This is a genomic window from Xanthomarina sp. GH4-25, assembly GCF_045363175.1.
GTDB lineage: Bacteria > Bacteroidota > Bacteroidia > Flavobacteriales > Flavobacteriaceae > Xanthomarina.
The window spans coordinates 405506-427048 of record NZ_JBJFLO010000001.1; the positions used below are offsets into that span (position 1 = coordinate 405506).

Consider the following 21543-nt stretch of genomic DNA (forward strand, 5'->3'; position numbering starts at 1 on the left):
ACTAACCTCCAGCTGCTAATTTCATTAAAATAGTACAACCTATTGCTGCTATGGTTCCAATGGCATAACCAAAGACAGCCAGAAGTACACCTACAGTTGCTAAAGATGGATGGAATGCCGAAGCTACAATAGGAGCAGAGGCTGCACCACCAACATTTGCCTGACTTCCTACAGCCAAAAAGAAGTATGGTGCTTTAATGATTTTTGCAATTATTATTAAAAGTATGGCATGTATACTCATCCAAATTAATCCAACAGCTATTAAACCTGGATTATCAAAAATCGACATTAAATCTATTTTCATACCAATAGAAGCAACTAAAATATATATAAAGACACTACCAAATTTACTTGCTCCAGCTCCTTCATAATTTTTGGCTTTTGTAAAAGATAATAATATGGCAACCAGGGTTGCAATACTTATCATCCAAAAGAATTGAGAATCTAAGAATGTAAATGTGTTTCTTAAGGTTTTAGATTCTATATTGGCTACAACACCTTCAAAATAAGGAGCTAGAAAATTGGCAGAAATGTGTGCGACACTTACCGTTCCAAAAGCAATAGCAACAATAATCATGATGTCGGTTAAAGATGGATTTCTTTTAACACTTTTAGCAAATGAAGTTACCTTTTCTTTTAAAGCTTCAATAGCTGAATTGTCTGCACCTAACCATTTATCAATAGCTTTAGAACGACCAATACCAATTAATATTATAGCCATCCAAATATTGGCAACTACAATATCTATAAAGACCATTTTACCATATTCAGATTGATTGTATTCAAATATTTCAAGCATGGCAGTTTGGTTAGCTCCTCCACCAATCCAGCTTCCAGCAAGCGTAGAAAGTCCTCTCCATACGGCATCTGGACCAACACCACCAACAGTTTCTGGAGATACCATAGAAACTAGTAGAATGGCAATTGGTCCTCCAATTACAATTCCAAGGGTTCCTGTTAAGAACATAACTAGTGCTTTCCAACCTAAATTAAATACAGCTTTTAAATCAATACTTAAAGTCATAAGCACTAAAGCAGCAGGTAATAAATAACGACTAGACACATAATATAGACTGGTACTGTGATTTACAACTTCTCCAGTTTCTGAAGTCGTTTGCCATTCTGGAGCTATTAATCCAGACGTAGTTAAAACGGCAGGAAGCATATAGGCCATAAAAAGACCTGGAATAATTTTATAAAACTTTGGCCAAAATCCGGTTTTTATAGATTCGGTATAAAAAATAAAACCTAACGTTAACATTAGGAGTCCAAATACAATAGTGTCGTCAGTAAAAATTGGTGCTTGTTGCATGTGTTATAGTTTGAAGTTGCAAAATACCAAAATAAATGGGTATAAAAAAAGCAACTTTTTTAAAGTCACTTTTTTTCTGATTTTTTGGGTTCTCTATGATGCTCTTTTAGATATTGCATAAGCATCCATTCAATCTGACCATTGGTGCTCCTAAACTCGTCTGAAGCCCACTTTTCTATGGCTTTGAGCATCTCTTCATTAATTCTTAACGCAAAGGCTTTCTTTTTTGACATATTATTTTTTTATAAATGCTTCGACAGAATTTATTAATTCTTCAGACAATGAAAAATCTGGTGTATAATAAGATTTTAAATTGTCTTCGTCTTTATCAATTGTTTTTAACACATGATTCATGTTTTCTATAATTACTAATTCTGAATCTGGTTTAGCTTCATGTAGTTTATTAGCCTCTTCAACTTTTACCTGAAGATCTTTTGTCCCGTTTATAATAAGTACAGGAATGCTTATTTTTTTTATTTCTTCTGAAGGGTTATAAGCCATCCAAGTAAAAAAAAATGGTTGATTGGGTTTGCTAAATAAATGAGCCAAAGCAGGATTCACGGTTTCTATGGTGCCAGTTTCTTTAAGCTCGGTTATTTGTGCTTTTGCCATGTTGGACATGTCTTGGCTAACTTGCTTGTAACTGTTAATAATAAAAGTCCCCATGTCTTCGCTTATTCCTGCTAACGAAATATATTTATCCACATTTTTGTTTTGAGTAGCTAACATGGCAACTAACGAACCTTGGCTATGTCCAATTAATGTAATACTGCTAAAACGGTTATCTTCTTTATAATGCTTTATGGCAAGCGTAGCATCATCTACAAAACGGTAAAAATCTAAATCTCCCATCATGAATTTTAAATTTTCTTCTGTTGAGTTACGTTTATCATATCTATAAAAAGCAATGCCTCTAGTATTTAAACTATCTGCTAATTGCTTTATATATTCAGCTTTTATATTTACTCCAGCTTGATTTCCATTTCTATCTACATTTCCAGAACCATGAATAAAAATAACTAAAGGCTGATTTTTTAATTCTTTGTTATAAGATAGTGTGCCTGGAAGTTGAATACTGTCATTCTTTAATAGAATTTCTTCTGAAATAATATGTTCTTGCGAAAACATCAAACAGCTAAAAAGTATTAAAATAAGTGTTATTTTCATTATTTGTTAATTCTAATAAGTTGAATAATTAATACTATTGGTAATATGATACTACTTGATATAACTATGGGTAATAACCACACACCTAATGATGTCTCTTTGCCCATTCCAGCTTGAAGCATAACATATTGAATGTATAGCAATAACAGCATAACAAAAAAGTTAATAACCCTAACGGTTCTTGTGCTTAAACGATAGTTTTTTAAAGCATTTTCTTCGGTAATATTAACCATATAATTATGTATATGAGGAAATCTATTTATTATAAAGAGTAATGTTGTTATAAGCAGTGAAACAAAAGGTAAAATCCATATATTAATAGTTTTCCCATAAGCATCTGCTTCTCCTTTGGCATTAAAATGAGTTGGAATGGTTTCAGACAAGTTTGGATAAGACGTGAAGGTAAAAACAAACATACAAATAATGCCTAATACTGTTAAAGCAATTAATGTTTTATCAATTGGAGCTAAGGGTATTTGAATTTTAGGTCTATGCGTTTTCATATTATCTGTTTTTATCCCGTTCTAAAACAATTCTAGCAGAATTTTCAGCAATATGAATTACTCTCCATCCAGACATGGCAAATTGATTCAGGGCTTCCTCTAAACGTTCATTGTTATTAGTTAAGCCCATTTTCCAAGAAATAACCTTGTATTCTTTCATAGTATTAATGATTTAAAGTTCCAGCATTTACAATAGGTGAAGCATCTTTATCTCCACATAAAATAACCATGAGGTTGCTTACCATAGCTGCTTTGCGTTCTTCGTCTAAATCTATAATTTGTTTTTTGCTTAATTCGTGCAAAGCCATTTCGACCATGCTAACTGCACCTTCAACAATTTTATGTCTTGCTGCAACAATGGCAGTTGCTTGTTGACGCTTTAACATAGCATTTGCTATTTCTTGTGCATAAGCCAAATATCCAATTCTAGCTTCAAGAACTTCAATTCCAGCAATAGAAAGACGTTCGTCGATTTCTTTCTCAAGAGCTTCACTAACCTCATTTACACTTGATCGAAGTGTGATGTCTTCAGCAAGACCTTCATCAGCAAAATTATCATATGGATACATGCTTGCTAACTTTCTTACAGCTGCATCTGTTTGTACACGCACAAAATTCTCGTAATTATCCACATCGAAAGCTGCTTTATATGTGTTCTGTACTCTCCAAACCAGAATAGTACTTATCATTACTGGATTTCCAAGTTTGTCGTTAACCTTTAAACGTTCGCTATCAAAATTACTGGCCCTTAATGAAATCTTCTTTTTGGTATAAAATGGATTTGCCCAATACAAACCATTCTTTTTTATAGTACCTACATATTTACCAAAAAGCAATAAGACTCTGGAATTATTTGGTTGAACCATAAGGAATCCTAATGCAATAAATAATGCAATTAATATTATTAATAAATACCAAGGATTCTTTGTAGCAACAATAGCAACTATGCCACCAAATAATAATAAAACAAAAACAAATAGCATAAGGTAGCCGTTTGCTGGAATGATAATTTTTTCTTCTTTCATGTGTTTATAAATTTAGATCGGTTAATTTAAAATGATATTAAAATGATATCATAAAGATATATATAAAATTATTAACAACAAAATCTAGTTTGGCACGAAGATTGAAATACATTATGTAAATTGATACTACACAAAAACTTTTTAAAGAGTGTGGTTACTTTTAAAAAAGGTAGTATTTCATATTTTTGGTTGGTTAGTTAAGAAAAGCGTCTTTTTAAGATGCTTTTCTTTTTTTTGTATAATATGAAAGTGGTTTTATTTTATGAAATCTATTATGGCAGGAAGAAGTTCAGGGCTTAATTGTCTGAAAGATTCGTTATAAGATTTTGAGTTTTCTAAATCATCTCCTTGTATATTAAATAATACATGATTCATGTTTTCAATAAGTAATACAGAGCCTTCTTTCGATGCTTCTTTTAATAATTGAGCTTCTTCTGTTGGAACCTGTAAATCTTTTGTTCCACTTATAATAAGCGTAGGAATGTTTAATTCTGAAATGCTTTCTTGTGGATGATACTGTATCCAGCTACTCATAAAAGCTTGATTCTCTGGACTAAATATAGATTCTAGAGCAGGAGGATAATTTGATGTTGCTTTTCCATCTTTTAATATTTTAAAAGCAACTTCCGATTCTTCTGTTAATCCAGGAACAGTTTGCTTGATTTGATCTAAGATAACTTCGTCAATAGATTTGCCAGAACCGGCTATAGAGATATAACCAGATACGTTTTCTTTTGAAGCTAAAATACCAACCAAACTTCCTTGCCCGTGACCTATAATATAAATATTCTTAAATGTGTTTTTTTCTGTAAAATAATTGACAATCGAAACGGCGTCTGTAATAAAATTGTTAAAACTGATGTTTTTATCGACTCGTCCTTTTCTAATTTGTTTTACAATGCGTTTATCATATCGATATGTTGCTATACCATTATTAGATAATCCTTCTGCTAGTTTTTTTAGAATATTATTTTTTTGAAAATTCTGATTTCCATTTCTATCTGTTGGTCCAGAATCTCCTATTATAATCGCTAATGAAGGACTTTCATTATTTGTTGGAGTTAATAAAGTACCATCAATAAATTGATTAATAGAAATGTCTTCAGTTTTAAAGACATTTTCTTGTGAAATCATTTTAGTGACACTACACATTAAAAAAACAATTAGAACTTTAAGTTTCATAGATTTTAATTTACTTATTGCAACAAATTTGAGTTTGATGTCGTTATAACGTAAAATTACTTTAAAATTATCTTTTAATAGGATATATATTACATGAAAATTACATTTCTTAACTATGTATTTCATCGATATTATGTGGTATTTTACCCATAAATGTTAAAATTATGTGCATTTCATCGAAAATAATGACTTTTAAACGTTGGTATTCAAATATAATTTTACATTTGAAGTGTACTAAAATATTACTTTTTAGTTCAATGGATTAATTAATTAATATTTGCATTATGTTGTTGATACTAGAGACCCTAAATCTAACTACATAATAAAGATGCAAATTAAACTAAACCGAGGTTGAGGGACCTCGGTTTTTTTTATGCAATAAACCGAAAAGTTAGATTAATCCGTTTTTCTATTTCTTTCTGAGTCTTCGGAATTTGATGTAACCAATTGTGTTGCATCTCTCCTTTCATAATTAATAAACTGCCATGTTCCAATTCTAGCTTATAATTTTCATCTTTTAATTTTCTGTGTTTAAATTTAAATACACGTTTAGCTCCGAAACTTATCGAAGCAATTACTGGATTTTTACCGAGTTCCTTTTCATTATCTCTATGCCAACCATTACTGTCATTTCCATTTCTATAAAGGTTTAACAAAACTGAATTAAATTTATGACTTGTAGTTAATTCTACACGATTTTTAATATGCATTAGCAACTCATTAAACGGTTGAGGATTCATTGTAATACCTGAATATGTATAAGATGTATTGTTTTCAGCAAATAATGCTGTTAGTCTAGGTTGTTTATGTGTTTTACCGAAAAGAGTTATATAATCTTGTTGCCAATTTACATCATTTAAAAGCACTTTAAAATAGGTGTCTGCTTTAGTTTGATTAAAAAAATAAGGCAAGTAAATTAATTCTGCTTGTGGCAGATTAAAAATGGTTTTTTTTGTAGAAAACAAATCCATCGTTTAAATTTTTTCTAAATTAGCCATAAGTCTATGAAAATAAAAATAAGCATATTAGTTATTCTTTTATTAATACTTGTCTCTTTTAAACAAGATACAAAGAGCTTGCCAGAAGGTTTTGTTTATGCCAATTCTATTATTCCAGATTTGGAGGTAGAATTGCGTTATTACTCAACTAACAATTTTGTTGGCGATACTATTACTGGCTATTATGCCAATAAATTGATTGTTACCAAGCAAACTGCTGATGCTCTAAAAAATGTTCAAAACGAATTATTACTTAATAATCTATGTTTAAAAGTGTACGATGCATATAGACCTCAACAAGCTGTTAATCATTTTATGACATGGGCTAAAGATTTAAAAGACACTAGAAACAAACAAGAATTTTATCCAGAAGTGAAAAAGAAACATTTGTTTCGAGATGGTTATATAGCATCGAAATCTGGACATAGTAGAGGTAGTACTTTGGATTTAACTATTATAGATGCAGATACGCATGAAGCTTTGGATATGGGGAGCCCATACGATTTTTTTGGTGAGGCATCATGGGTTTCTTACCCAGATATTTCAGATACACAAAAAGCAAACAGACAACTTTTACAAACTGTCATGCTAAAACATGGTTTTAGAAATTACTCAAAAGAATGGTGGCATTTTACATTGAGATATGAACCCTTTCCTGATACTTATTTTAATTTTCCAGTTAAATAATAATTAAAAACAGTAAACAAACTTTGTTTTAACTGTGCATCTACTTTATTGTTTTCCGAAAACTTCTGATTGATTTCAAGCTCAATTCCTAAATAATTTTCTTGAAACTGTTTTCTTAAATAAGTAGTGAAACCATCAGCTTTACCTAAATATGGATAATTAAATCGTACACTATAGTTGGGGTTTTCTTTGATTAAACTTTTTTTAAGGGTTTTAGCGAATAGCTTTTCAGAAGCTTTTCTGGAGTCGAATAACAATCCTATATCACAATTTCTGATAACCTCATTTAAAATAGGTGTAAACGAATGTACCGATACGTGTAAAACGGTTTCTCCAGAATCAATAAAGTATTTAATCTGTTTTTCAACGTTGTTTCTATAAACTAAATAATAAGCTTTAATAAGCTGCTCTTTTTCTTCTAAAGATAGTTTTATTGAAAATTCAGAGAATAGGTTTTTATGATGTAACGATCTATTAAGCTCAATCAATAAACGACTTGTTGTGCTTGAGAGAGAAAAAGAGGAGAGGGGTTTTAAATAATTAAAAAGATCTAAAGAACCTAAATCGTAACCTCTATGTGTGTTTAAAAGAGCTTGTTGATTTATAAAAAGCGACGCGTATGCTTTAGGAATCAAATTTCCACCATGTTCAGATGTTAAAACAAGTTTCATGGTAAGAAAAGCGTATTTTCTTGCAAGCAATTGGCTAATTTAGAATATACTTTTTTAATGTTAGATTCTGAGTAATTATCTCCAACCGATTTTAATATTCTTGTTGCTAACGTACCTTCATTTAAAATGATTTCAATGGCTTCATGATGCGATTCATGAATGTTTTCTTTAGCCAAATTATATAAATGTTTCCAAAGATTGTTAACCAAAATAGTTTCTTTAATTTGAAACATATTTAAATAATCTAGATTAGAAATGGTGTAATTTTCGGCATCTTTAATAATTGGGTTTAAAATATCAAAGAGCTCTTGTTTCAACCATTTTTTCTGTTGTTGAATGGGTGCTAGTTTTTTATATACCAAAAGTTTTAAGACCTCAATAATAAGTACACAAATTGCGATATCTGCTTTCGGACATTCTTGAATATCTACCAATCGAATTTCAATAGCATTTCTGTCGAAACGAGCGATAGCACCACGGGAATTTAAAAAATGATGGTCTAAAATTTTCTTGGAATCATGTGGTCTAATGGCTCTTTTTATAGGCTCAAAAATAGTTGCATAATAATCAACTTTACTAAAAACACGCTCTGGAATAACCAAGCCCGTGAGTTCCGGAATTTCTTTTTGGTTGGTTTTGTAATATTCTAAACGCGTGTCTTTAAATCCTGTATTTTTTCCTTCAAGAATGGGTGAGCTTGCACACAATCCTGGAATTAAAGGCAACATGATTCTAATAGCAGCATGAAGCTTTTCAAACTCTTTATCATCGAAAAACGGTAGGTTAATATGTGTACTTTGTACGTTACTCCAACCATGACCATGACAGTCGAAAATTCGGTTGTACAATTCGTATACTTCACTATAACTATGCTTCCAAAGTTCGGTGTCTTTTAATGGGTATAATAATGGATGTGCAGCTGTAGGCAGCAAATAAGATTCTAATGGTTTTAGAAGTGTATTTATCTCAAGAACATTTTTGTGGAATGATTCAGACAAATCATCCAAGTTATTCGTTGGACCATTGGTTTTTAATTCAATCACATGTGCCACTAACTCATTGCTCCAAGCAATATCTCCATTGTCTATATCTGAAGTAAGTTTGCCAGCTTTTTTAGTCAATAATTTATCGACTATTGGAGCTACTTTAAAGTTCTTATTGTTAATCAGCATGTATTCTAATTCGATGCCGTAAACTTCAAATAGGTGATATTTTTTACTCATGTTACGCTAATCTGTTTTTTAAAGCTAAAAGAATTTCGGTATAGATAAGATCGCCATAATACGCATCTTCAACACCAAAGTCAATATTAGGATTGTCGTTAATTTCGATAACCATAGGTTTGTAACCAACTACTTTTATGTCAATACCATAAAGACCTTTTCCTATTAATTTAGCAGATTTCAAAGCCATATCTAATACTTTTTGTGGCACGTCTTCAATCGGTAAACAATCTGCATTTCCATCTTGATCATCTTTTTTCTTGGCATTCCAGTTATAGATTTGCCAATGTCCTTTTGCCATATAATATTTACAAGCAAAGAAGGGTTTGTCGTCTATAATTCCAATGCGCCAATCGTAATCGGAAGGACAAAATTCCTGTGCTATAATCAAATCCGATTCTTTTAGCATGTCTGTAACTAACGTATTGTATTCTTCTTCCGTTTTAGCTTTTTTTACGCCAAAAGAGAAGGTGGAATCAGGAGCTTTTAAAACACAAGGTAAGCCAACTTGATCAATCACCTCGTTCCTATTGTCTTTATGAACAATAACGGTTTTTGGCGTATCTATATTGGCATTGTTTAATGCTTCCGCCATATAAACTTTGTTGCAGCATTTTAAAATAGCATCTGGATAATCAATTATAGCAATTCCATCTTGCTGTGCTTTTCTGGCAAAGGCATAAGCCTCGTTATTGACTTCAGTACTCTGACGTATAAATAAAGCATCAAAAGAAGAAAGTCTCGATAAATCTTTAGGTTCGATAATTTCTGCGTAAATGTTCATTTTTTCAGCCATATCAATAAATTTCTTCAAAGCTTTTGGGTTGCTAGGAGGAGCAGGATCGTTAGGGTTGACCAAAATGGCTAAATCGAAATCAGATTTTGAAAGTTTTGGGGTGTCATAGCGTTTTTTAGAAAAATATTGATTGGCAAAGAGCATCACACTTTCCATGTGTTCCAAAGGAATTTCAGATTCAGAAATAGCTCGGACACTTTGCACATTCCATTTAGTGGTATGATTGAATTTTACACGTAAAAAAGGCACTTGAAAATGTTTGTAGAATAGAGCACTTAATTCCTTGTATTTGTGAGCCACATTCTGTCCAAAATAAATACTTAAAGTAAACTCTTGCGATTTGATGTTTTTTAAACTTTGCTGAATGACGTCGTCAAATTCATCTGAAACAATTCGAACCAGTTTTAAGGCTTTTAAATCTACAATATTCTTAACAGTTGGAATGGCTAAATGCCCTCTGGCTTCTGCTAAAAGTGATACATAATATCCTTTAGATTGATACGAATAATCTTTGCAAAGATTGAAAATTCGAGCCTTTTTAAGTAAGGAATACTTTGGATTGGTAAGATATTCTTGCGAAGAAATTACGGTAATATTCTCAATCGAAAAATGCCATTTTTCAGGTTGATTGACAACAATGTATTTATTCATTTAAAGCGAAATCGCGATATATAATTTAAGCAAAATTAAAGTATTTTTTGATTGCTTTTACATGCTGTTAGAATATTTTTTATATAGTTAAAAAAAGTGTTTAGGACTGATTTATAAGTGCTAATGCTCTAAAGTGACTAATTTCGAAAGTTAAATGGTTGTTACTAGAATTTAAGCAATAAACAAAAAAATAACCTGATGTTTCCATCAGGTTAAATCTTTTTAAAATTTGATATTAGTTATTTGCACCAATATTTCCCTGCGCTACCAAGGTTCCTAAATCGGAAGCACTTAAATGCACGTTTATATAACCATCTACATTTAATATATCAGAATACCCAAATGAAGTTGTATCATCAAGTGCAGTAACGTTGGTAAGACTGATACCAGTATCACCAATTACTGGATTAAAAGTAAACATGATGTCTCCTGGAGCGGTTGCAACACTTCCCATATGTATATGTGCTGGGTGCATTCCTGCTGGTGGAGTTCCAGTAAGTTCAATTTTTGCTAGTGCATCACCATTTGATCTTTCTGAAAAAGTGACTGTACCAGATATAGTTGGTACGTCTACAGCATTTAATGTATAAGATTGCGTCATACCTGTTAATTCGTTCTGTCCTATGTCACCTTGAGCTACCAAAGTAACCAAATCTAAAGCACTTAAATGTACATTTACATAGCCATCGTACGCTGTTAATTCGTCATAAGTAATTGGAACATCATTTGATGAATCTAAATCTCCAAAATCTAAAACGGATATATTATTGACACTCATTCCAGTGTCTCCATTTACAGGATTAAATGTGTAGGCAATATCACCAGTTTCGGCAGCAGTATTCATGTGAATATGTGCAGGATGCATACCTCCAGCAGGTGTTCCGTCTAACTGTATTTTTGCCATCGTCTCACCATTAACACGTTCAGCAAACTCAACTGTTCCACTTATATTTGGATCGGACACCGAACCTAAAGCATAAATTTTGTTAGTTCCTGTCAATTCATTTTGACCTATATCACCTTGTGCAATTAGAGTTCCTAAATCAGTATCGCTTACATGCACATTTATATAGCCATCATAATCTAGTAGCTCTTCAAAAGTAAATGAAGTGGTTGAAATAGTACTAAAACCAGTATCGCCATCCACTGTTCCAAGGGTCAACGCTATATCTCCTCCTTCTGCAGCAGTATTTTCATGAATATGTGCAGGATGCACGCCTCCTGGCGATGTACCAGTTAATTGAAGCTCTATAGTAACAGAGTTATCGGTGTTTTTTATAAATTTCGCTGTTCCAGAAATAGTGGGGTCTGATACTGAGGTTAATGTATATGTTTTTACTTCATCGGGATTGATATATATTAACCCATCGTCGTCGTCATTACTGCAACTTGATAGCGTTGCAATAGAGATTAATATTACTAAAGTTTTAAAAATGTTTTTCATAATGAATCTTTTTTTTGTTTAAATCAAAAATACCATAGTTGTATTACAACTTTTTGCTTGAATGGTTTTTATATTAACTCAAAAGATTAATAAACTCATTTTTTAAAATTAAGTAATAACAGAGGGTGTAGAGGTTAAATAATCAGAAGACCTGAAGTTTTTATTACTTAGTTGTCATCGAATTTAATTACCAATTAGTGTCATTATTTTTTTCGTAGTTCAAACAGATCTTTTCGTCTGTCTTTTAAATTTCTAACACTCCCAAATTGATTTAACTCACGAAGTAAATCGATGTCCACATCAGCAATTAAAATCATTTCTGTATTGGTAGTTGCTTCAGCTTTTATTCCGTTTGCAGGAAATGAAAAATCGCAAGGCGTAAAAACCATAGATTGCGCAAACTGAATGTCCATATTATGTACTTTTGGTAAATTCCCAACACTTCCTGCAATAGCAACATAGCATTCGTTTTCTATAGCTCTTGCTTGTGCACAATGTCTCACTCTTGAGTAGCCATTTTGGGTATCGGTAAGAAACGGAATGAATAAAATATCCATGCCTTCGTCTGCTAATAATCTGCTTAATTCTGGAAATTCAGAATCGTAACAAATTAAGATGCCTATTTTACCACAATCTGTATCAAATGCTTTTAATTGTGTGCCACCTTGCATGCCCCAAACTTTAGCTTCGTCTGGTGTAACATGAAGTTTTTCATATCGCTCCACAGAACCATCACGTTTACATAAATAACCAGCATTGTAAAGTAAATCGTCTTTAATTTCTGGCATGCTACCAGTAATAATGTTGATGTTGTAGGTAATGGCAAATTCAGAAAATTTTTGAACAATTGATTCTGTGTGTTTTGCTAACTCTCTGATGGCTTCAGACTCAGATAAATGATTGTTTTCAGCCATTAAAGGCGCATTGAAAAATTCAGGAAATAATGCAAAATCCGAACGATAACCTGAAACAGCATCAATAAAATATTCAGCTTGTTGCATCAACTCTTCCAAATCTTTATACAACCGCATTTGCCACTGAATAAGTCCTAAACGAACAATTTTCTTTTTAGTAGCTGCTTTTTTGGTAGGTTTTTCGTAGTAAATATTATCCCATTCTAATAGTACTGCATATTCACCTGAAGCATTGTCGCCTTCTAAATAGCCTTTTAAAATTCTTACAGGGTGAAAGTCGTTTGAGATTTGAAAGTTTAGTACAGGGTCGTGAATCTCTTTTCTCCTTACTTTGTCAATATATTCTTTTGGAGTCATCTCTTTAGAATATTTATGAAAGTTTGGGATTCTTCCACCAAAAGCAATACCTCTTAAATTTAATTTCTCGCATACTTCTTTTCTATAATCGTATAAACGTCTGCCTAAACGCAACCCACGAAATTCAGGCTTTATAAAGACATCAATACCATACAAGGCATCCCCTTTATCTGCATCGTGTGTGTTGAAGGTGTAATTTCCTGTAATGTCTTCGTAAGTATGTATATCGTCAATGCTATCGTAGTCCACAATAATAGAAAGTGCACAGCCAGCAATTTGATTGTTTATTTTAATTACAACTTGTCCTTCTGGAAATTTGTCTATTAGTGTTTTTATTTGATTTTCTCTCCAAAATAAATCTGGCATAGAACTATATGCCTGTTGCATAGCACCTTTTAATTCTTGATAATCATCTAAAGTAAGATATTGCAATTCAATATTTTCAATGTCCTGAGGTTTCATATAATATGAATAATTTTTTATGTAAATGTAATCGAATTTATAATTGAAAATTCAAAATTATTTTGAATTAATTTAATCTATAAACTGGATACTGAAGGTATGCTTTTTCTGCATGGTTAGAACGTTCATACAACCAATTTAGTTGTGCATACCAATTAGCTGAAAAGCTTGTATCGCTTTCTTTTTTCTTCTCAAATTCGGCTTTAAGTTTCGCGTCATTATCTAGCATGTTTTTGGCAGTATCTTCAAATACATAAGGTGAAAAACCTTCCTTTTGTTGTAAAATGGTATCGAAAAAATTCCAATTAAAAAAGGAGTCAGGAGCTTGTGGTTCTAAAGTTTCTAATAGATAGCGTTTAGCAATTTGATTTGTTTCTACATAATAATCGCCTTTTCTGAAAGTAACCTTTTCTTCTGAACTTTTTACAGTTGTGTTGAAATGTGGGTAATGACCTTCGTAAGCATTTTTTCTGGTATCAAATTCAGTTATTTTATAAGATGTTACGGTAAGAGTTGTATCTTTTTTAAAACGTTTTATTTGTACTTGATTTAGTTTGAGTAAATCTACAACATCATGCCAGCCTTGTGGAATCACATAAGCTTTCGGAATTTTAATCTCAACACTAGGTTTAAAATAATTTAGATAATTAACTTCTTTAGTAAACGGTTTGTTACGATCGTATTTTAATCGTTGCATACCAGTTACATCACTAAGTACTATGTCTCCCTCAAAGCCTTTAAATTGTAAGGTGGTGAATTTTGTGTTATCGACGTCCCAATCTAAAACATACGTTTTTTTAGTTTGAAATTCTTGGAAAGCTTTTTTTCTTAATTCCGTAATTATGTCACCTTGTTCTTCAGTAATTTCTATCATGCTAATCATTAATTCATAGGTTCCTTCCACACGTTGTTTGTAAGGTTTAAGCATGTGTGTTTCTACCATCATTCCTAAAACATTCCATAAAGATGTATAACCTGTTGAGTACCTTGGATAATCCATAAACTGACTAAAGCCAACCTCTGGAACTTGGTTAAATACATTAACATAAGGTGTAATGTCCCAATCTTTGTTTGCTAATTTATCTTCTAAATTAGGCATCATTTCTTGATTTAAATAATTGCCTAAAGAACCTCCTAATTTATTGTGTTGGGTAAATAAATGCGTTAAGGTATATTGATAATCTGCGCCATTACTAACATGATTATCAATAAAAACATCTGGTTGTACTAAATGAAATATTTGAGCAAAGCTTTTGGCATTTTCTGTATCACTTTTTATAAAATCTCGATTCAAATCGTAATTTCTAGCATTGCCTCTAAAACCATATGCTTTTGGGCCATTTTGGTTGGCTCTTGTTCCTGTGTTTCTGTTTAAACTACCACCAATATTGTAAATAGGAATGGTTACTAATACAGTGTTTTCTGGTGTTTTAATTTTTTCTTGAGCTAAATCACGATACAACATCATAGTCGCGTCAATACCATCGCTTTCTCCAGGATGGATGCCATTATTAATTAATAAAACACGTTTGTTTTTTCTTATTTCTGAAAAATAAAATTTTTTATCAGGATTGTAAATAACGATATGTAAGGGTTCTCCTGAATCTGTTTTGCCCATTTCTTGTATTGAAATTTCAGGGTAAGTGTTACTCAAATTTTTATAATAAGCAATGACTTCTTGATAAGATCCAGTTTCGGTTCCGCCACTTTTTTCGAAGGTTGTTTCAAATTGTAGAGGTGTTTGAGAAGATAAAAAATTGAAGCACAAACAAATAAGGAAAAAAGCAATAATTTTTTTCATAAGTCAAGATTTAAAGTATAAAACTAATCAATTTAAAATAATATAACCTTGTGTTTAACCATATTAAGTCTATTTTTGCACCTCCAAAAAAAACAGAAATAGATGACTGAATTTATAAGAAGGCGTACTGTAAACGCTAAAAATGATATTTTATCTGGATTAACTGTAGCCTTGGCATTGGTTCCAGAAGCTGTTGCTTTTGCTTTTGTTGCTGGAGTAGATCCATTAGTAGGTTTGTATGCAGCTTTTATGGTTGGTTTAATTACATCTGTTTTTGGAGGACGACCTGGAATGATTAGTGGAGCTACTGGAGCTTTAGCAGTAGTTATGGTGAGTTTAGTTGCCGAAGGTAATGCCATGGGAGCTGCCGGAGAACAATTAGGGTTGTACTACCTTTTTGCTACTGTTATTTTAATGGGAATGATACAAATGTTAGCTGGTGTTTTTAAGCTTGGAAAGTTTGTTAGATTGATTCCGCATCCAGTTATGATGGGTTTTGTAAATGGTTTAGCCATTGTTATATTCTTATCACAATTGGGTATGTTTATGACTGTAGAAAATGGTCAGGAAACTTGGTTACAAGGAGCAAAATTATGGACGATGATTGGGCTTGTAGCTTTAACCATGGGTATTATGTTCGGATTACCAAAAATAACTAAAAAACTACCAGAAGCATTAATTGCCATTTTAGCAGTTTCAGCCATAGTAATTTTTGGAAATCTAGATGTAGCAACTGTAGGAAGCTTTATTCGTGAAGGTGGAGGAGAAGGATTAAAAGGAGGTTTACCGGTATTTCAAACAGATATTTTTAATAAAGTTCCATTAACTTGGGCTACTTTTAAATTTATTGCGCCTTACGCATTAATTCTTGCTGCCATTGGATTGATTGAATCTTTAATGACTTTAAATTTAATTGATGAATTGACAGAAACCCGTGGAAATTCAAATCGTGAATGTCTAGCACAGGGTGGAGCTAATATTGTAACAGGTCTCTTTGGAGGTATGGGTGGATGTGCCATGATTGGGCAATCTATAATCAATATAAAAGGTGGAGGAAGAACAAGACTTTCTGGAATTGTGGCAGCCTTAGCTTTGTTAGGGTTTATCTTATTTGCTTCAGGTCTTATCGAGCAAGTGCCCATTGCTGCTTTAGTAGGTGTCATGTTTATGGTTGTTATTGGAACCTTTGCTTGGTCTAGTTTTAGAGTGGCAAGAAAAATACCAAAAACAGATTTATTCGTACTTATTTTAGTATCTGGTTTAACAGTCCTTTTCGATTTAGCTATTGCAGTAATAGCTGGTGTTATTGTTAGTGCCTTAGTGTTTGCATGGGAAAATGCCAGACGTATTCGTGCTAGAAAGCGCATTAAAGAAGATGGGACGAAAGTATATGAAATCTGGGGACCTTTATTTTTTGGTTCTATCCAGGCTTTTAACGATAAGTTTGATGCGAAAAATGATCCAGATAAGATTGTAATCGATTTTATAGAATCACGTGTGAGTGATCATTCAGCTTTAGAAGCTATATTTAATATTGTTGCAAAGTATGAAACTGAAGGTAAGTCGATTAAGCTAAAGCATTTAAGTGAAGATTGCAAAGCTTTAATGTATAAGGCGAGTCCGAAATTTAGAGAAGTAATTGTTGAAGATATCGACGATCCAAGATATCATTTAGCTGCAAATCCTGAAGATTTTCCGAAGCCACTTTCTGAGTATAAGCTTTAATTGAAAGTCTCAGTTCGCAGTTTACAGATATATGCAGAAAAAAATATTCCTCAACAGAACTTGTTTCAATATCTCATTATTTTAATTGTGAATTTGTGATATTCTGAATCAAATTCAGAAGGAAGCTTAATACTTTTTCACTCTTACACTATCTGGAACCAAAACCGAATAATCACCTTTGTTTCTAATAACATCACGAACAATACTTGAACTGATGTAAGAAGTGCTTGCAGCTGTTAATAAAAAGATGGTTTCTATTTTAGAGAGCATTCTGTTGGTATGGGCAATGGCTTTTTCAAACTCGAAATCGGCTGGATTTCTTAATCCACGTAGAATAAATTCGGCATCTATTTCTTTACAAAAATCGATAGTCATCCCTTTGTAAGTCACCACTTTTACTTTAGGTTCCTCTTTAAAAGCCTCTTCAATAAATTTTTTGCGTTCTTCAAGGGTAAACATGTAGTTTTTATCAGCATTGATACCAATAGCGATTACAACTTCATCAAAAAGTTGAACGCCACGTTTTATAATATCATAATGACCTAAAGTTAATGGATCGAAAGACCCTGGAAATAGTGCTCGTTTCATATTATAAAATTACAACTTTTAATTTAAAGCCTCTTCAATTGCATTTTCAAATAATTCAGACAAACTAATTCCTGCTGCTGCAGCTTGTTGAGGTAAGATACTTGCTTTGGTTAATCCGGGAACCGTGTTCACTTCTAATAAATATGGTTCACCATCTTTAAAAATATATTCGCTTCTGCTAAAGCCTGTCATTTTTAAAATATCATAAACTTGTTTGGCTACTTTGCTCACTTTTTCAGCCATGTCTTCACTAATTCTAGCTGGTGTAATTTCTTTAGATTCTCCTAAATATTTTGCTTTATAATCGAAGAAGTCATTATCACTAACAATTTCTGTTATAGGTAAGACAATGGTTTCACCTTTATATTTAATCACACCTACAGATACTTCGACACCATCTAAATAAGATTCAATTATAATTTCATCATCTTCTTTAAAGGCCACTTCAATAGCAGACTGCATGTCTTCAACCTTATATACTTTTGTAATTCCAAAGCTGCTTCCAGCCTTATTAGCCTTCACAAAACAAGGTAAACCAACTTTTTTAATAATGGCATTGGCATCTATAGCATCGCCAAGATTGATATAAAAACTTTCAGCCGTTTTTATGCCGTATGGTTTTAAAACACTTAAGCAATCACGTTTATTAAAAGTTAGTGCAGCCTGATACATGTCACAACTGGTTTGAGGAATGTTCAAGAGCTTAAAATAAGCTTGCATAAACCCATCTTCACCTGGAGATCCATGAATGGCGTTAAAAACACAATGGAAAGAAATTTTGTTATTATTGATTGAAATAGAAAAATCGTTTTTATCTACTGGAAACTCTGTATCTTCATCATCAACATAAACCCATTTGTTTTTAAAAATATGAATTCTGTAAGCAGTATATTTGTCGTCGTTAAGTGTTTGGTAAACAACGTTTCCACTCTTTAATGAGATCTCGTATTCGCTGGAGAAACCTCCCATGATAATGGCAATATTTTTTTTCATATAAATAAGAAACGATGGAAAAAACCGTTAAGCTAAAATATCACATTAAAAGCAAAAGAAAAAACAGTTCTGTTTTTATATCTTTGTTGCACAAATAAATTTAAATGAGCTTCTTAAACTTTATAAAAAGTAAAACGTTTTTAAAACAAATAGTATTGGCTGTTGTAGCTATATTCGTGTTGAGTTTTATCATGCTAAAATGGTTAAAAATAACGACCAATCATGGTGAGTTTGAAACGGTTCCAGAGTTAAAAGGGAAATCAATTCAAGTAGCAGATATAGAATTGAAAGAAAATCGTTTAGTTATGGAAATATTAGATTCGTCTAATTACAATCCGGAATACCCAAAGTTTTCTGTGATTGAACAAGATCCAATTGCAGGCGAGAAAGTAAAAGAAAATCGCAAAATTTATTTAACTCTTAATCCTTCTGGTTATAGAAAAGTCTTGGTTCCAGATTTAAAAGAACGTACGTTTAGACAAGCAAAACCAACCTTGGAAGCTTTAGGGTTTAAAATAGGGAAACTGACGTATATAGATAATATTGCAAAAGATATGGTCTTAGATATGAGTTTTAATGGAGAGAAAATTAAACCAGGAGATATGCTCCCAAAAACTTCTAAAATCGATTTGATTTTAGGTAATGGCACCAGACCAACTTCTGAATAGATATGACAGATTATACACCAGAGCAGGAAGATGATGACGAATTATACGAACATTACAACTTCACTGCTGTAAAAGGTCAGCAACCTCTAAGAATAGATAAATATTTAATGAATTTTATTGAAAACGCAACGCGTAATAAAATTCAAGCTGCTGCAAAAAGTGGTAATATTTATGTAAACGATGAGCCTGTTAAATCTAATTACAAAGTAAAACCTTTTGATGTAATTCGTGTGCTTTTCGAGCATCCACCTTACGAAAATTTACTAACACCAGAGAACATTCCATTAAATATTGTTTATGAAGACGACGACCTGTTGGTTGTTAATAAAGAAGCAGGCATGGTTGTGCATCCAGGACATGGCAACTACTCTGGAACCTTAATTAATGCCTTGATTTATCATTTTGATAATCTGCCTAACAATTCTAGTAATCGTCCAGGATTGGTACATAGAATAGATAAAGATACCAGTGGACTTTTAGTGGTTGCTAAAAACGAAGAGGCCATGGCACATCTGTCTAAACAGTTTTTCGATAAAACCAGTGAACGCGAATATATAGCTATTGTTTGGGGAAATATGGAAGAGGAAGAAGGAACCATTGAAGGCAATATTGGACGCCATCCAAAAAATAGATTGCAAAACACAGTCTTTTTTGGGGATGATGAAGATAAAGGAAAGCCTGCAGTCACACATTATAAAGTATTAGAACGTATGGGTTATGTGACACTAGTGTCCTGTAAATTAGAAACGGGACGTACACACCAAATACGTGTACATATGAAACACATTGGACATACTTTGTTTAACGACGAACGTTATGGAGGTGAACGCATTTTAAAAGGTACCACCTTTACCAAATACAAGCAGTTTGTAGATAATTGTTTTAAAGTGTTACCAAGACAAGCGCTTCATGCAAAAACATTAGGGTTTGTACATCCAAAAACTAAACAATTTATGAGTTTCGATTCCGAAATCCCTGAAGATATGCAGTTGTGTATTGAAAAATGGCAACATTATGTGAAGCATCAGGAGGTGAAATAATCAGTCTTGAGATAAAGTCTTTTAACTTTGCTATAACAGTTTCGGTTCGTTAGTTTATGGATTTATATGTAACTTTGAATAGTAAATTTAAAGACCTATGAAGCTAGTATTATCACCAGCAAAATCACTCGATTTTGAAAGTAAATTACCAACAACAAAAACCTCAGAATCTCAGTTTCTTTCAGATTCAGAGCGCATCAATAAATTACTAAAAAAGAAATCGGCCAGGAGTTTATCTAAACTCATGAGTATTTCAAAAGATTTATCAGAATTAAACTATCAAAGAAATCAAGACTGGCAATTGCCCTTCACAAAAGACAATGCCAGACCAGCTGTGTATGCTTTTAATGGCGATGTTTATAGAGGCTTGGATGTGTATACTTTAGATGCTAAAAAAATTGATAAATTACAAGATACTGTTAGAATTCTTTCAGGTTTGTATGGCGTTTTGAAACCTTTGGACTTAATTCAGGCTTATAGATTGGAAATGGGAACGAAACTTCCTATTGGAAAAAATAAAAATCTGTATGAATTTTGGAAAAAGAAAGTCACCCAAGCTTTAAACGAAGAGTTGGAAGACAACGAACTCTTTTTAAATCTAGCCAGCAACGAGTATTTTAAAGCCATTGACACAAAAACCTTAAAAGTACCAGTTGTCGATATCGATTTTAAAGAACTAAAAAACGGCGAGTATAAAACCATAGGTATTTTCGCAAAATTAGCTAGAGGCTTGATGGCACGTTTTATTATTGACACCAATGCCAAAACCATAGAAGATATTAAGGGCTTTAATTTAGAAAACTATAGATTTCATGAGCAACTCTCCAAAGAAAACCGTCTGGTCTTTACAAGATAACAAACGCACCGAAGATCAACGAAACGCTTTTAAACCAACAGGTATAAAGCCTAGAAATAAAACGCTTCAATATATTTTGGTTTCGATTTTAATAATGTTTGTGTTGAGCTTTTTATTAATTCAAATCTATGAAGACACTTTAGAAGTCTGTATTACAGATACGTTTTGCATCAATTCTATCGATGACGTATTACTTTATACCTTATATGTTTTTGCAAATATTTTTTTAGTTGTTTTATCTATAGTAGGTGCTTATGCTTTTGGTAGAAAACTAGCTAGATATTTTAAGATTTAGGGTTTGCTTTTTTATTCACATTTAATTGATCCTCTAATCGAGGGCGTTTTTTAATTCGTGGTCTTCTAACACCAAAAGTACCACGATGTATTTTGCCTCGTCTAGTTTTTTTATCTCCTTTTCCCATTCTTTTATGTATTTTGTAAGTTATACATAAGATACAAAAAATAAGCTTATAAATCAAG

At 32.3% G+C, this 21543-nt stretch carries 23 protein-coding genes; 6 read left to right on the forward strand and 17 right to left on the reverse strand.

The window, feature by feature from the left end; genetic code table 11:
• Position 1 precedes the first annotated feature (1 nt).
• From ACI5KZ_RS01885 to ACI5KZ_RS01920, 8 genes are all read right to left on the reverse strand, one after another.
• Positions 2 to 1312 (reverse strand): DUF819 domain-containing protein, encoded by a 1311-nt coding sequence (locus ACI5KZ_RS01885; protein WP_109307825.1) that lies wholly within the window; start codon positions 1310 to 1312, stop codon positions 2 to 4.
• Between the two features lie 65 nt (positions 1313 to 1377).
• The gene (locus ACI5KZ_RS01890) at positions 1378 to 1545 is read right to left on the reverse strand and encodes an Arc family DNA-binding protein (protein ID WP_109307826.1); all 168 of its coding nucleotides are present in this window, start codon (positions 1543 to 1545) and stop codon (positions 1378 to 1380) included.
• A gap of 1 nt (position 1546) precedes the next feature.
• Positions 1547 to 2479 carry a serine aminopeptidase domain-containing protein gene (locus ACI5KZ_RS01895; RefSeq protein WP_406846704.1) on the reverse strand — a complete coding sequence of 311 codons (933 nt, stop codon included), beginning with the start codon at positions 2477 to 2479 and terminating at the stop codon, positions 1547 to 1549.
• The gene (locus tag ACI5KZ_RS01900; RefSeq protein WP_406846705.1) at positions 2479 to 2982 is read right to left on the reverse strand and encodes a DUF1648 domain-containing protein; all 504 of its coding nucleotides are present in this window, start codon (positions 2980 to 2982) and stop codon (positions 2479 to 2481) included. Before ACI5KZ_RS01900 ends, ACI5KZ_RS01895 begins: the two co-directional genes overlap by 1 nt.
• Before the next feature lies 1 nt (position 2983).
• Positions 2984 to 3142: a DUF4177 domain-containing protein gene (locus tag ACI5KZ_RS01905; RefSeq protein ID WP_109307829.1), complete on the reverse strand. Its 159-nt coding sequence runs from the start codon at positions 3140 to 3142 to the stop codon at positions 2984 to 2986.
• Positions 3143 to 3146: 4 nt separating this feature from the next.
• Positions 3147 to 4007, reverse strand: a complete 861-nt coding sequence (locus tag ACI5KZ_RS01910; protein ID WP_109307830.1) for an SPFH domain-containing protein — start codon at positions 4005 to 4007, stop codon at positions 3147 to 3149.
• 255 nt (positions 4008 to 4262) lie between these two features.
• Entirely contained in the window at positions 4263 to 5189 is a 927-nt protein-coding gene (locus ACI5KZ_RS01915; protein ID WP_109308130.1) for an alpha/beta hydrolase, read from the reverse strand.
• Positions 5190 to 5560: 371 nt separating this feature from the next.
• Positions 5561 to 6160, reverse strand: coding sequence for an alpha-ketoglutarate-dependent dioxygenase AlkB (locus ACI5KZ_RS01920; protein ID WP_109307831.1), 600 nt, complete (start codon positions 6158 to 6160; stop codon positions 5561 to 5563).
• A 33-nt stretch (positions 6161 to 6193) separates the two neighbouring features.
• On the opposite strand from ACI5KZ_RS01920, the gene ACI5KZ_RS01925 reads away from it, so the two are divergent.
• Complete coding sequence (locus ACI5KZ_RS01925; RefSeq protein WP_406846706.1) at positions 6194 to 6874, forward strand: M15 family metallopeptidase; 681 nt, start codon at positions 6194 to 6196, stop codon at positions 6872 to 6874.
• Here ACI5KZ_RS01925 and ACI5KZ_RS01930 read toward each other — a convergent pair.
• The 6 genes from ACI5KZ_RS01930 to ACI5KZ_RS01955 form a co-directional block, all read right to left on the reverse strand.
• Entirely contained in the window at positions 6850 to 7545 is a 696-nt protein-coding gene (locus ACI5KZ_RS01930) for an N-formylglutamate amidohydrolase (RefSeq protein ID WP_406846707.1), read from the reverse strand. The genes ACI5KZ_RS01925 and ACI5KZ_RS01930 overlap by 25 nt on opposite strands.
• On the reverse strand, positions 7542 to 8768 hold the full coding sequence (locus tag ACI5KZ_RS01935) for a glutamate-cysteine ligase family protein (protein WP_406846708.1): 1227 nt from the start codon (positions 8766 to 8768) through the stop codon (positions 7542 to 7544). The genes ACI5KZ_RS01930 and ACI5KZ_RS01935 overlap by 4 nt, the downstream gene beginning before the upstream one ends.
• A gap of 1 nt (position 8769) precedes the next feature.
• A complete protein-coding gene (locus tag ACI5KZ_RS01940) occupies positions 8770 to 10215 on the reverse strand; it encodes a RimK family protein (RefSeq protein ID WP_406846709.1) in 1446 nt (481 codons plus the stop codon).
• Positions 10216 to 10450: 235 nt separating this feature from the next.
• Positions 10451 to 11659 carry a CHRD domain-containing protein gene (locus tag ACI5KZ_RS01945; protein WP_406846710.1) on the reverse strand — a complete coding sequence of 403 codons (1209 nt, stop codon included), beginning with the start codon at positions 11657 to 11659 and terminating at the stop codon, positions 10451 to 10453.
• A 203-nt stretch (positions 11660 to 11862) separates the two neighbouring features.
• Entirely contained in the window at positions 11863 to 13392 is a 1530-nt protein-coding gene (locus ACI5KZ_RS01950; RefSeq protein WP_406846711.1) for a bifunctional GNAT family N-acetyltransferase/carbon-nitrogen hydrolase family protein, read from the reverse strand.
• 67 nt (positions 13393 to 13459) lie between these two features.
• The gene (locus ACI5KZ_RS01955) at positions 13460 to 15193 is read right to left on the reverse strand and encodes a M14 family metallopeptidase (RefSeq protein ID WP_406846712.1); all 1734 of its coding nucleotides are present in this window, start codon (positions 15191 to 15193) and stop codon (positions 13460 to 13462) included.
• Between the two features lie 102 nt (positions 15194 to 15295).
• On the opposite strand from ACI5KZ_RS01955, the gene ACI5KZ_RS01960 reads away from it, so the two are divergent.
• The gene (locus ACI5KZ_RS01960) at positions 15296 to 16918 is read left to right on the forward strand and encodes a SulP family inorganic anion transporter (RefSeq protein ID WP_406846713.1); all 1623 of its coding nucleotides are present in this window, start codon (positions 15296 to 15298) and stop codon (positions 16916 to 16918) included.
• Between the two features lie 126 nt (positions 16919 to 17044).
• Here the strand turns inward: ACI5KZ_RS01960 and coaD are convergent, their stop codons facing one another.
• Positions 17045 to 17506 carry a pantetheine-phosphate adenylyltransferase gene (gene coaD / locus ACI5KZ_RS01965; protein ID WP_406846714.1) on the reverse strand — a complete coding sequence of 154 codons (462 nt, stop codon included), beginning with the start codon at positions 17504 to 17506 and terminating at the stop codon, positions 17045 to 17047.
• 18 nt (positions 17507 to 17524) lie between these two features.
• Positions 17525 to 18499 carry a D-alanine--D-alanine ligase gene (locus tag ACI5KZ_RS01970; RefSeq protein ID WP_109307842.1) on the reverse strand — a complete coding sequence of 325 codons (975 nt, stop codon included), beginning with the start codon at positions 18497 to 18499 and terminating at the stop codon, positions 17525 to 17527.
• A 104-nt stretch (positions 18500 to 18603) separates the two neighbouring features.
• Between ACI5KZ_RS01970 and ACI5KZ_RS01975 the strand changes: the two genes are divergently transcribed.
• The 4 genes from ACI5KZ_RS01975 to ACI5KZ_RS01990 all read left to right on the forward strand — a co-directional run bounded on the left by ACI5KZ_RS01975 (position 18604) and on the right by ACI5KZ_RS01990 (position 21358).
• Complete coding sequence (locus ACI5KZ_RS01975; protein ID WP_109307843.1) at positions 18604 to 19167, forward strand: PASTA domain-containing protein; 564 nt, start codon at positions 18604 to 18606, stop codon at positions 19165 to 19167.
• 2 nt (positions 19168 to 19169) lie between these two features.
• The gene (locus tag ACI5KZ_RS01980; RefSeq protein WP_406846715.1) at positions 19170 to 20207 is read left to right on the forward strand and encodes an RluA family pseudouridine synthase; all 1038 of its coding nucleotides are present in this window, start codon (positions 19170 to 19172) and stop codon (positions 20205 to 20207) included.
• Positions 20208 to 20304: 97 nt separating this feature from the next.
• On the forward strand, positions 20305 to 21063 hold the full coding sequence (yaaA, locus tag ACI5KZ_RS01985) for a peroxide stress protein YaaA (protein WP_406846716.1): 759 nt from the start codon (positions 20305 to 20307) through the stop codon (positions 21061 to 21063).
• The gene (locus ACI5KZ_RS01990) at positions 21020 to 21358 is read left to right on the forward strand and encodes a hypothetical protein (protein WP_406846717.1); all 339 of its coding nucleotides are present in this window, start codon (positions 21020 to 21022) and stop codon (positions 21356 to 21358) included. The genes yaaA and ACI5KZ_RS01990 overlap by 44 nt, the downstream gene beginning before the upstream one ends.
• On the opposite strand, the gene ACI5KZ_RS01995 is transcribed toward ACI5KZ_RS01990, so the two are convergent.
• Positions 21348 to 21485, reverse strand: a complete 138-nt coding sequence (locus ACI5KZ_RS01995; RefSeq protein WP_109307847.1) for a 30S ribosomal protein THX — start codon at positions 21483 to 21485, stop codon at positions 21348 to 21350. The two genes, ACI5KZ_RS01990 and ACI5KZ_RS01995, sit on opposite strands and share 11 nt — an antisense overlap.
• Positions 21486 to 21543 lie beyond the last annotated feature (58 nt).

Bases quoted from the DNA above. Each gene is read 5' to 3' on its own strand.
- ACI5KZ_RS01885 (WP_109307825.1), bottom strand. From the start codon at position 1,312: ATGCAACAAGCACCAATTTTTACTGACGACACTATTGTATTTGGACTC.
- ACI5KZ_RS01890 (WP_109307826.1), bottom strand. From the start codon at position 1,545: ATGTCAAAAAAGAAAGCCTTTGCGTTAAGAATTAATGAAGAGATGCTC.
- ACI5KZ_RS01895 (WP_406846704.1), bottom strand. From the start codon at position 2,479: ATGAAAATAACACTTATTTTAATACTTTTTAGCTGTTTGATGTTTTCG.
- ACI5KZ_RS01900 (WP_406846705.1), bottom strand. From the start codon at position 2,982: ATGAAAACGCATAGACCTAAAATTCAAATACCCTTAGCTCCAATTGAT.
- ACI5KZ_RS01905 (WP_109307829.1), bottom strand. From the start codon at position 3,142: ATGAAAGAATACAAGGTTATTTCTTGGAAAATGGGCTTAACTAATAAC.
- ACI5KZ_RS01910 (WP_109307830.1), bottom strand. From the start codon at position 4,007: ATGAAAGAAGAAAAAATTATCATTCCAGCAAACGGCTACCTTATGCTA.
- ACI5KZ_RS01915 (WP_109308130.1), bottom strand. From the start codon at position 5,189: ATGAAACTTAAAGTTCTAATTGTTTTTTTAATGTGTAGTGTCACTAAA.
- ACI5KZ_RS01920 (WP_109307831.1), bottom strand. From the start codon at position 6,160: ATGGATTTGTTTTCTACAAAAAAAACCATTTTTAATCTGCCACAAGCA.
- ACI5KZ_RS01925 (WP_406846706.1), top strand. From the start codon at position 6,194: ATGAAAATAAAAATAAGCATATTAGTTATTCTTTTATTAATACTTGTC.
- ACI5KZ_RS01930 (WP_406846707.1), bottom strand. From the start codon at position 7,545: ATGAAACTTGTTTTAACATCTGAACATGGTGGAAATTTGATTCCTAAA.
- ACI5KZ_RS01935 (WP_406846708.1), bottom strand. From the start codon at position 8,768: ATGAGTAAAAAATATCACCTATTTGAAGTTTACGGCATCGAATTAGAA.
- ACI5KZ_RS01940 (WP_406846709.1), bottom strand. From the start codon at position 10,215: ATGAATAAATACATTGTTGTCAATCAACCTGAAAAATGGCATTTTTCG.
- ACI5KZ_RS01945 (WP_406846710.1), bottom strand. From the start codon at position 11,659: ATGAAAAACATTTTTAAAACTTTAGTAATATTAATCTCTATTGCAACG.
- ACI5KZ_RS01950 (WP_406846711.1), bottom strand. From the start codon at position 13,392: ATGAAACCTCAGGACATTGAAAATATTGAATTGCAATATCTTACTTTA.
- ACI5KZ_RS01955 (WP_406846712.1), bottom strand. From the start codon at position 15,193: ATGAAAAAAATTATTGCTTTTTTCCTTATTTGTTTGTGCTTCAATTTT.
- ACI5KZ_RS01960 (WP_406846713.1), top strand. From the start codon at position 15,296: ATGACTGAATTTATAAGAAGGCGTACTGTAAACGCTAAAAATGATATT.
- coaD (WP_406846714.1), bottom strand. From the start codon at position 17,506: ATGAAACGAGCACTATTTCCAGGGTCTTTCGATCCATTAACTTTAGGT.
- ACI5KZ_RS01970 (WP_109307842.1), bottom strand. From the start codon at position 18,499: ATGAAAAAAAATATTGCCATTATCATGGGAGGTTTCTCCAGCGAATAC.
- ACI5KZ_RS01975 (WP_109307843.1), top strand. From the start codon at position 18,604: ATGAGCTTCTTAAACTTTATAAAAAGTAAAACGTTTTTAAAACAAATA.
- ACI5KZ_RS01980 (WP_406846715.1), top strand. From the start codon at position 19,170: ATGACAGATTATACACCAGAGCAGGAAGATGATGACGAATTATACGAA.
- yaaA (WP_406846716.1), top strand. From the start codon at position 20,305: ATGAAGCTAGTATTATCACCAGCAAAATCACTCGATTTTGAAAGTAAA.
- ACI5KZ_RS01990 (WP_406846717.1), top strand. From the start codon at position 21,020: ATGAGCAACTCTCCAAAGAAAACCGTCTGGTCTTTACAAGATAACAAA.
- ACI5KZ_RS01995 (WP_109307847.1), bottom strand. From the start codon at position 21,485: ATGGGAAAAGGAGATAAAAAAACTAGACGAGGCAAAATACATCGTGGT.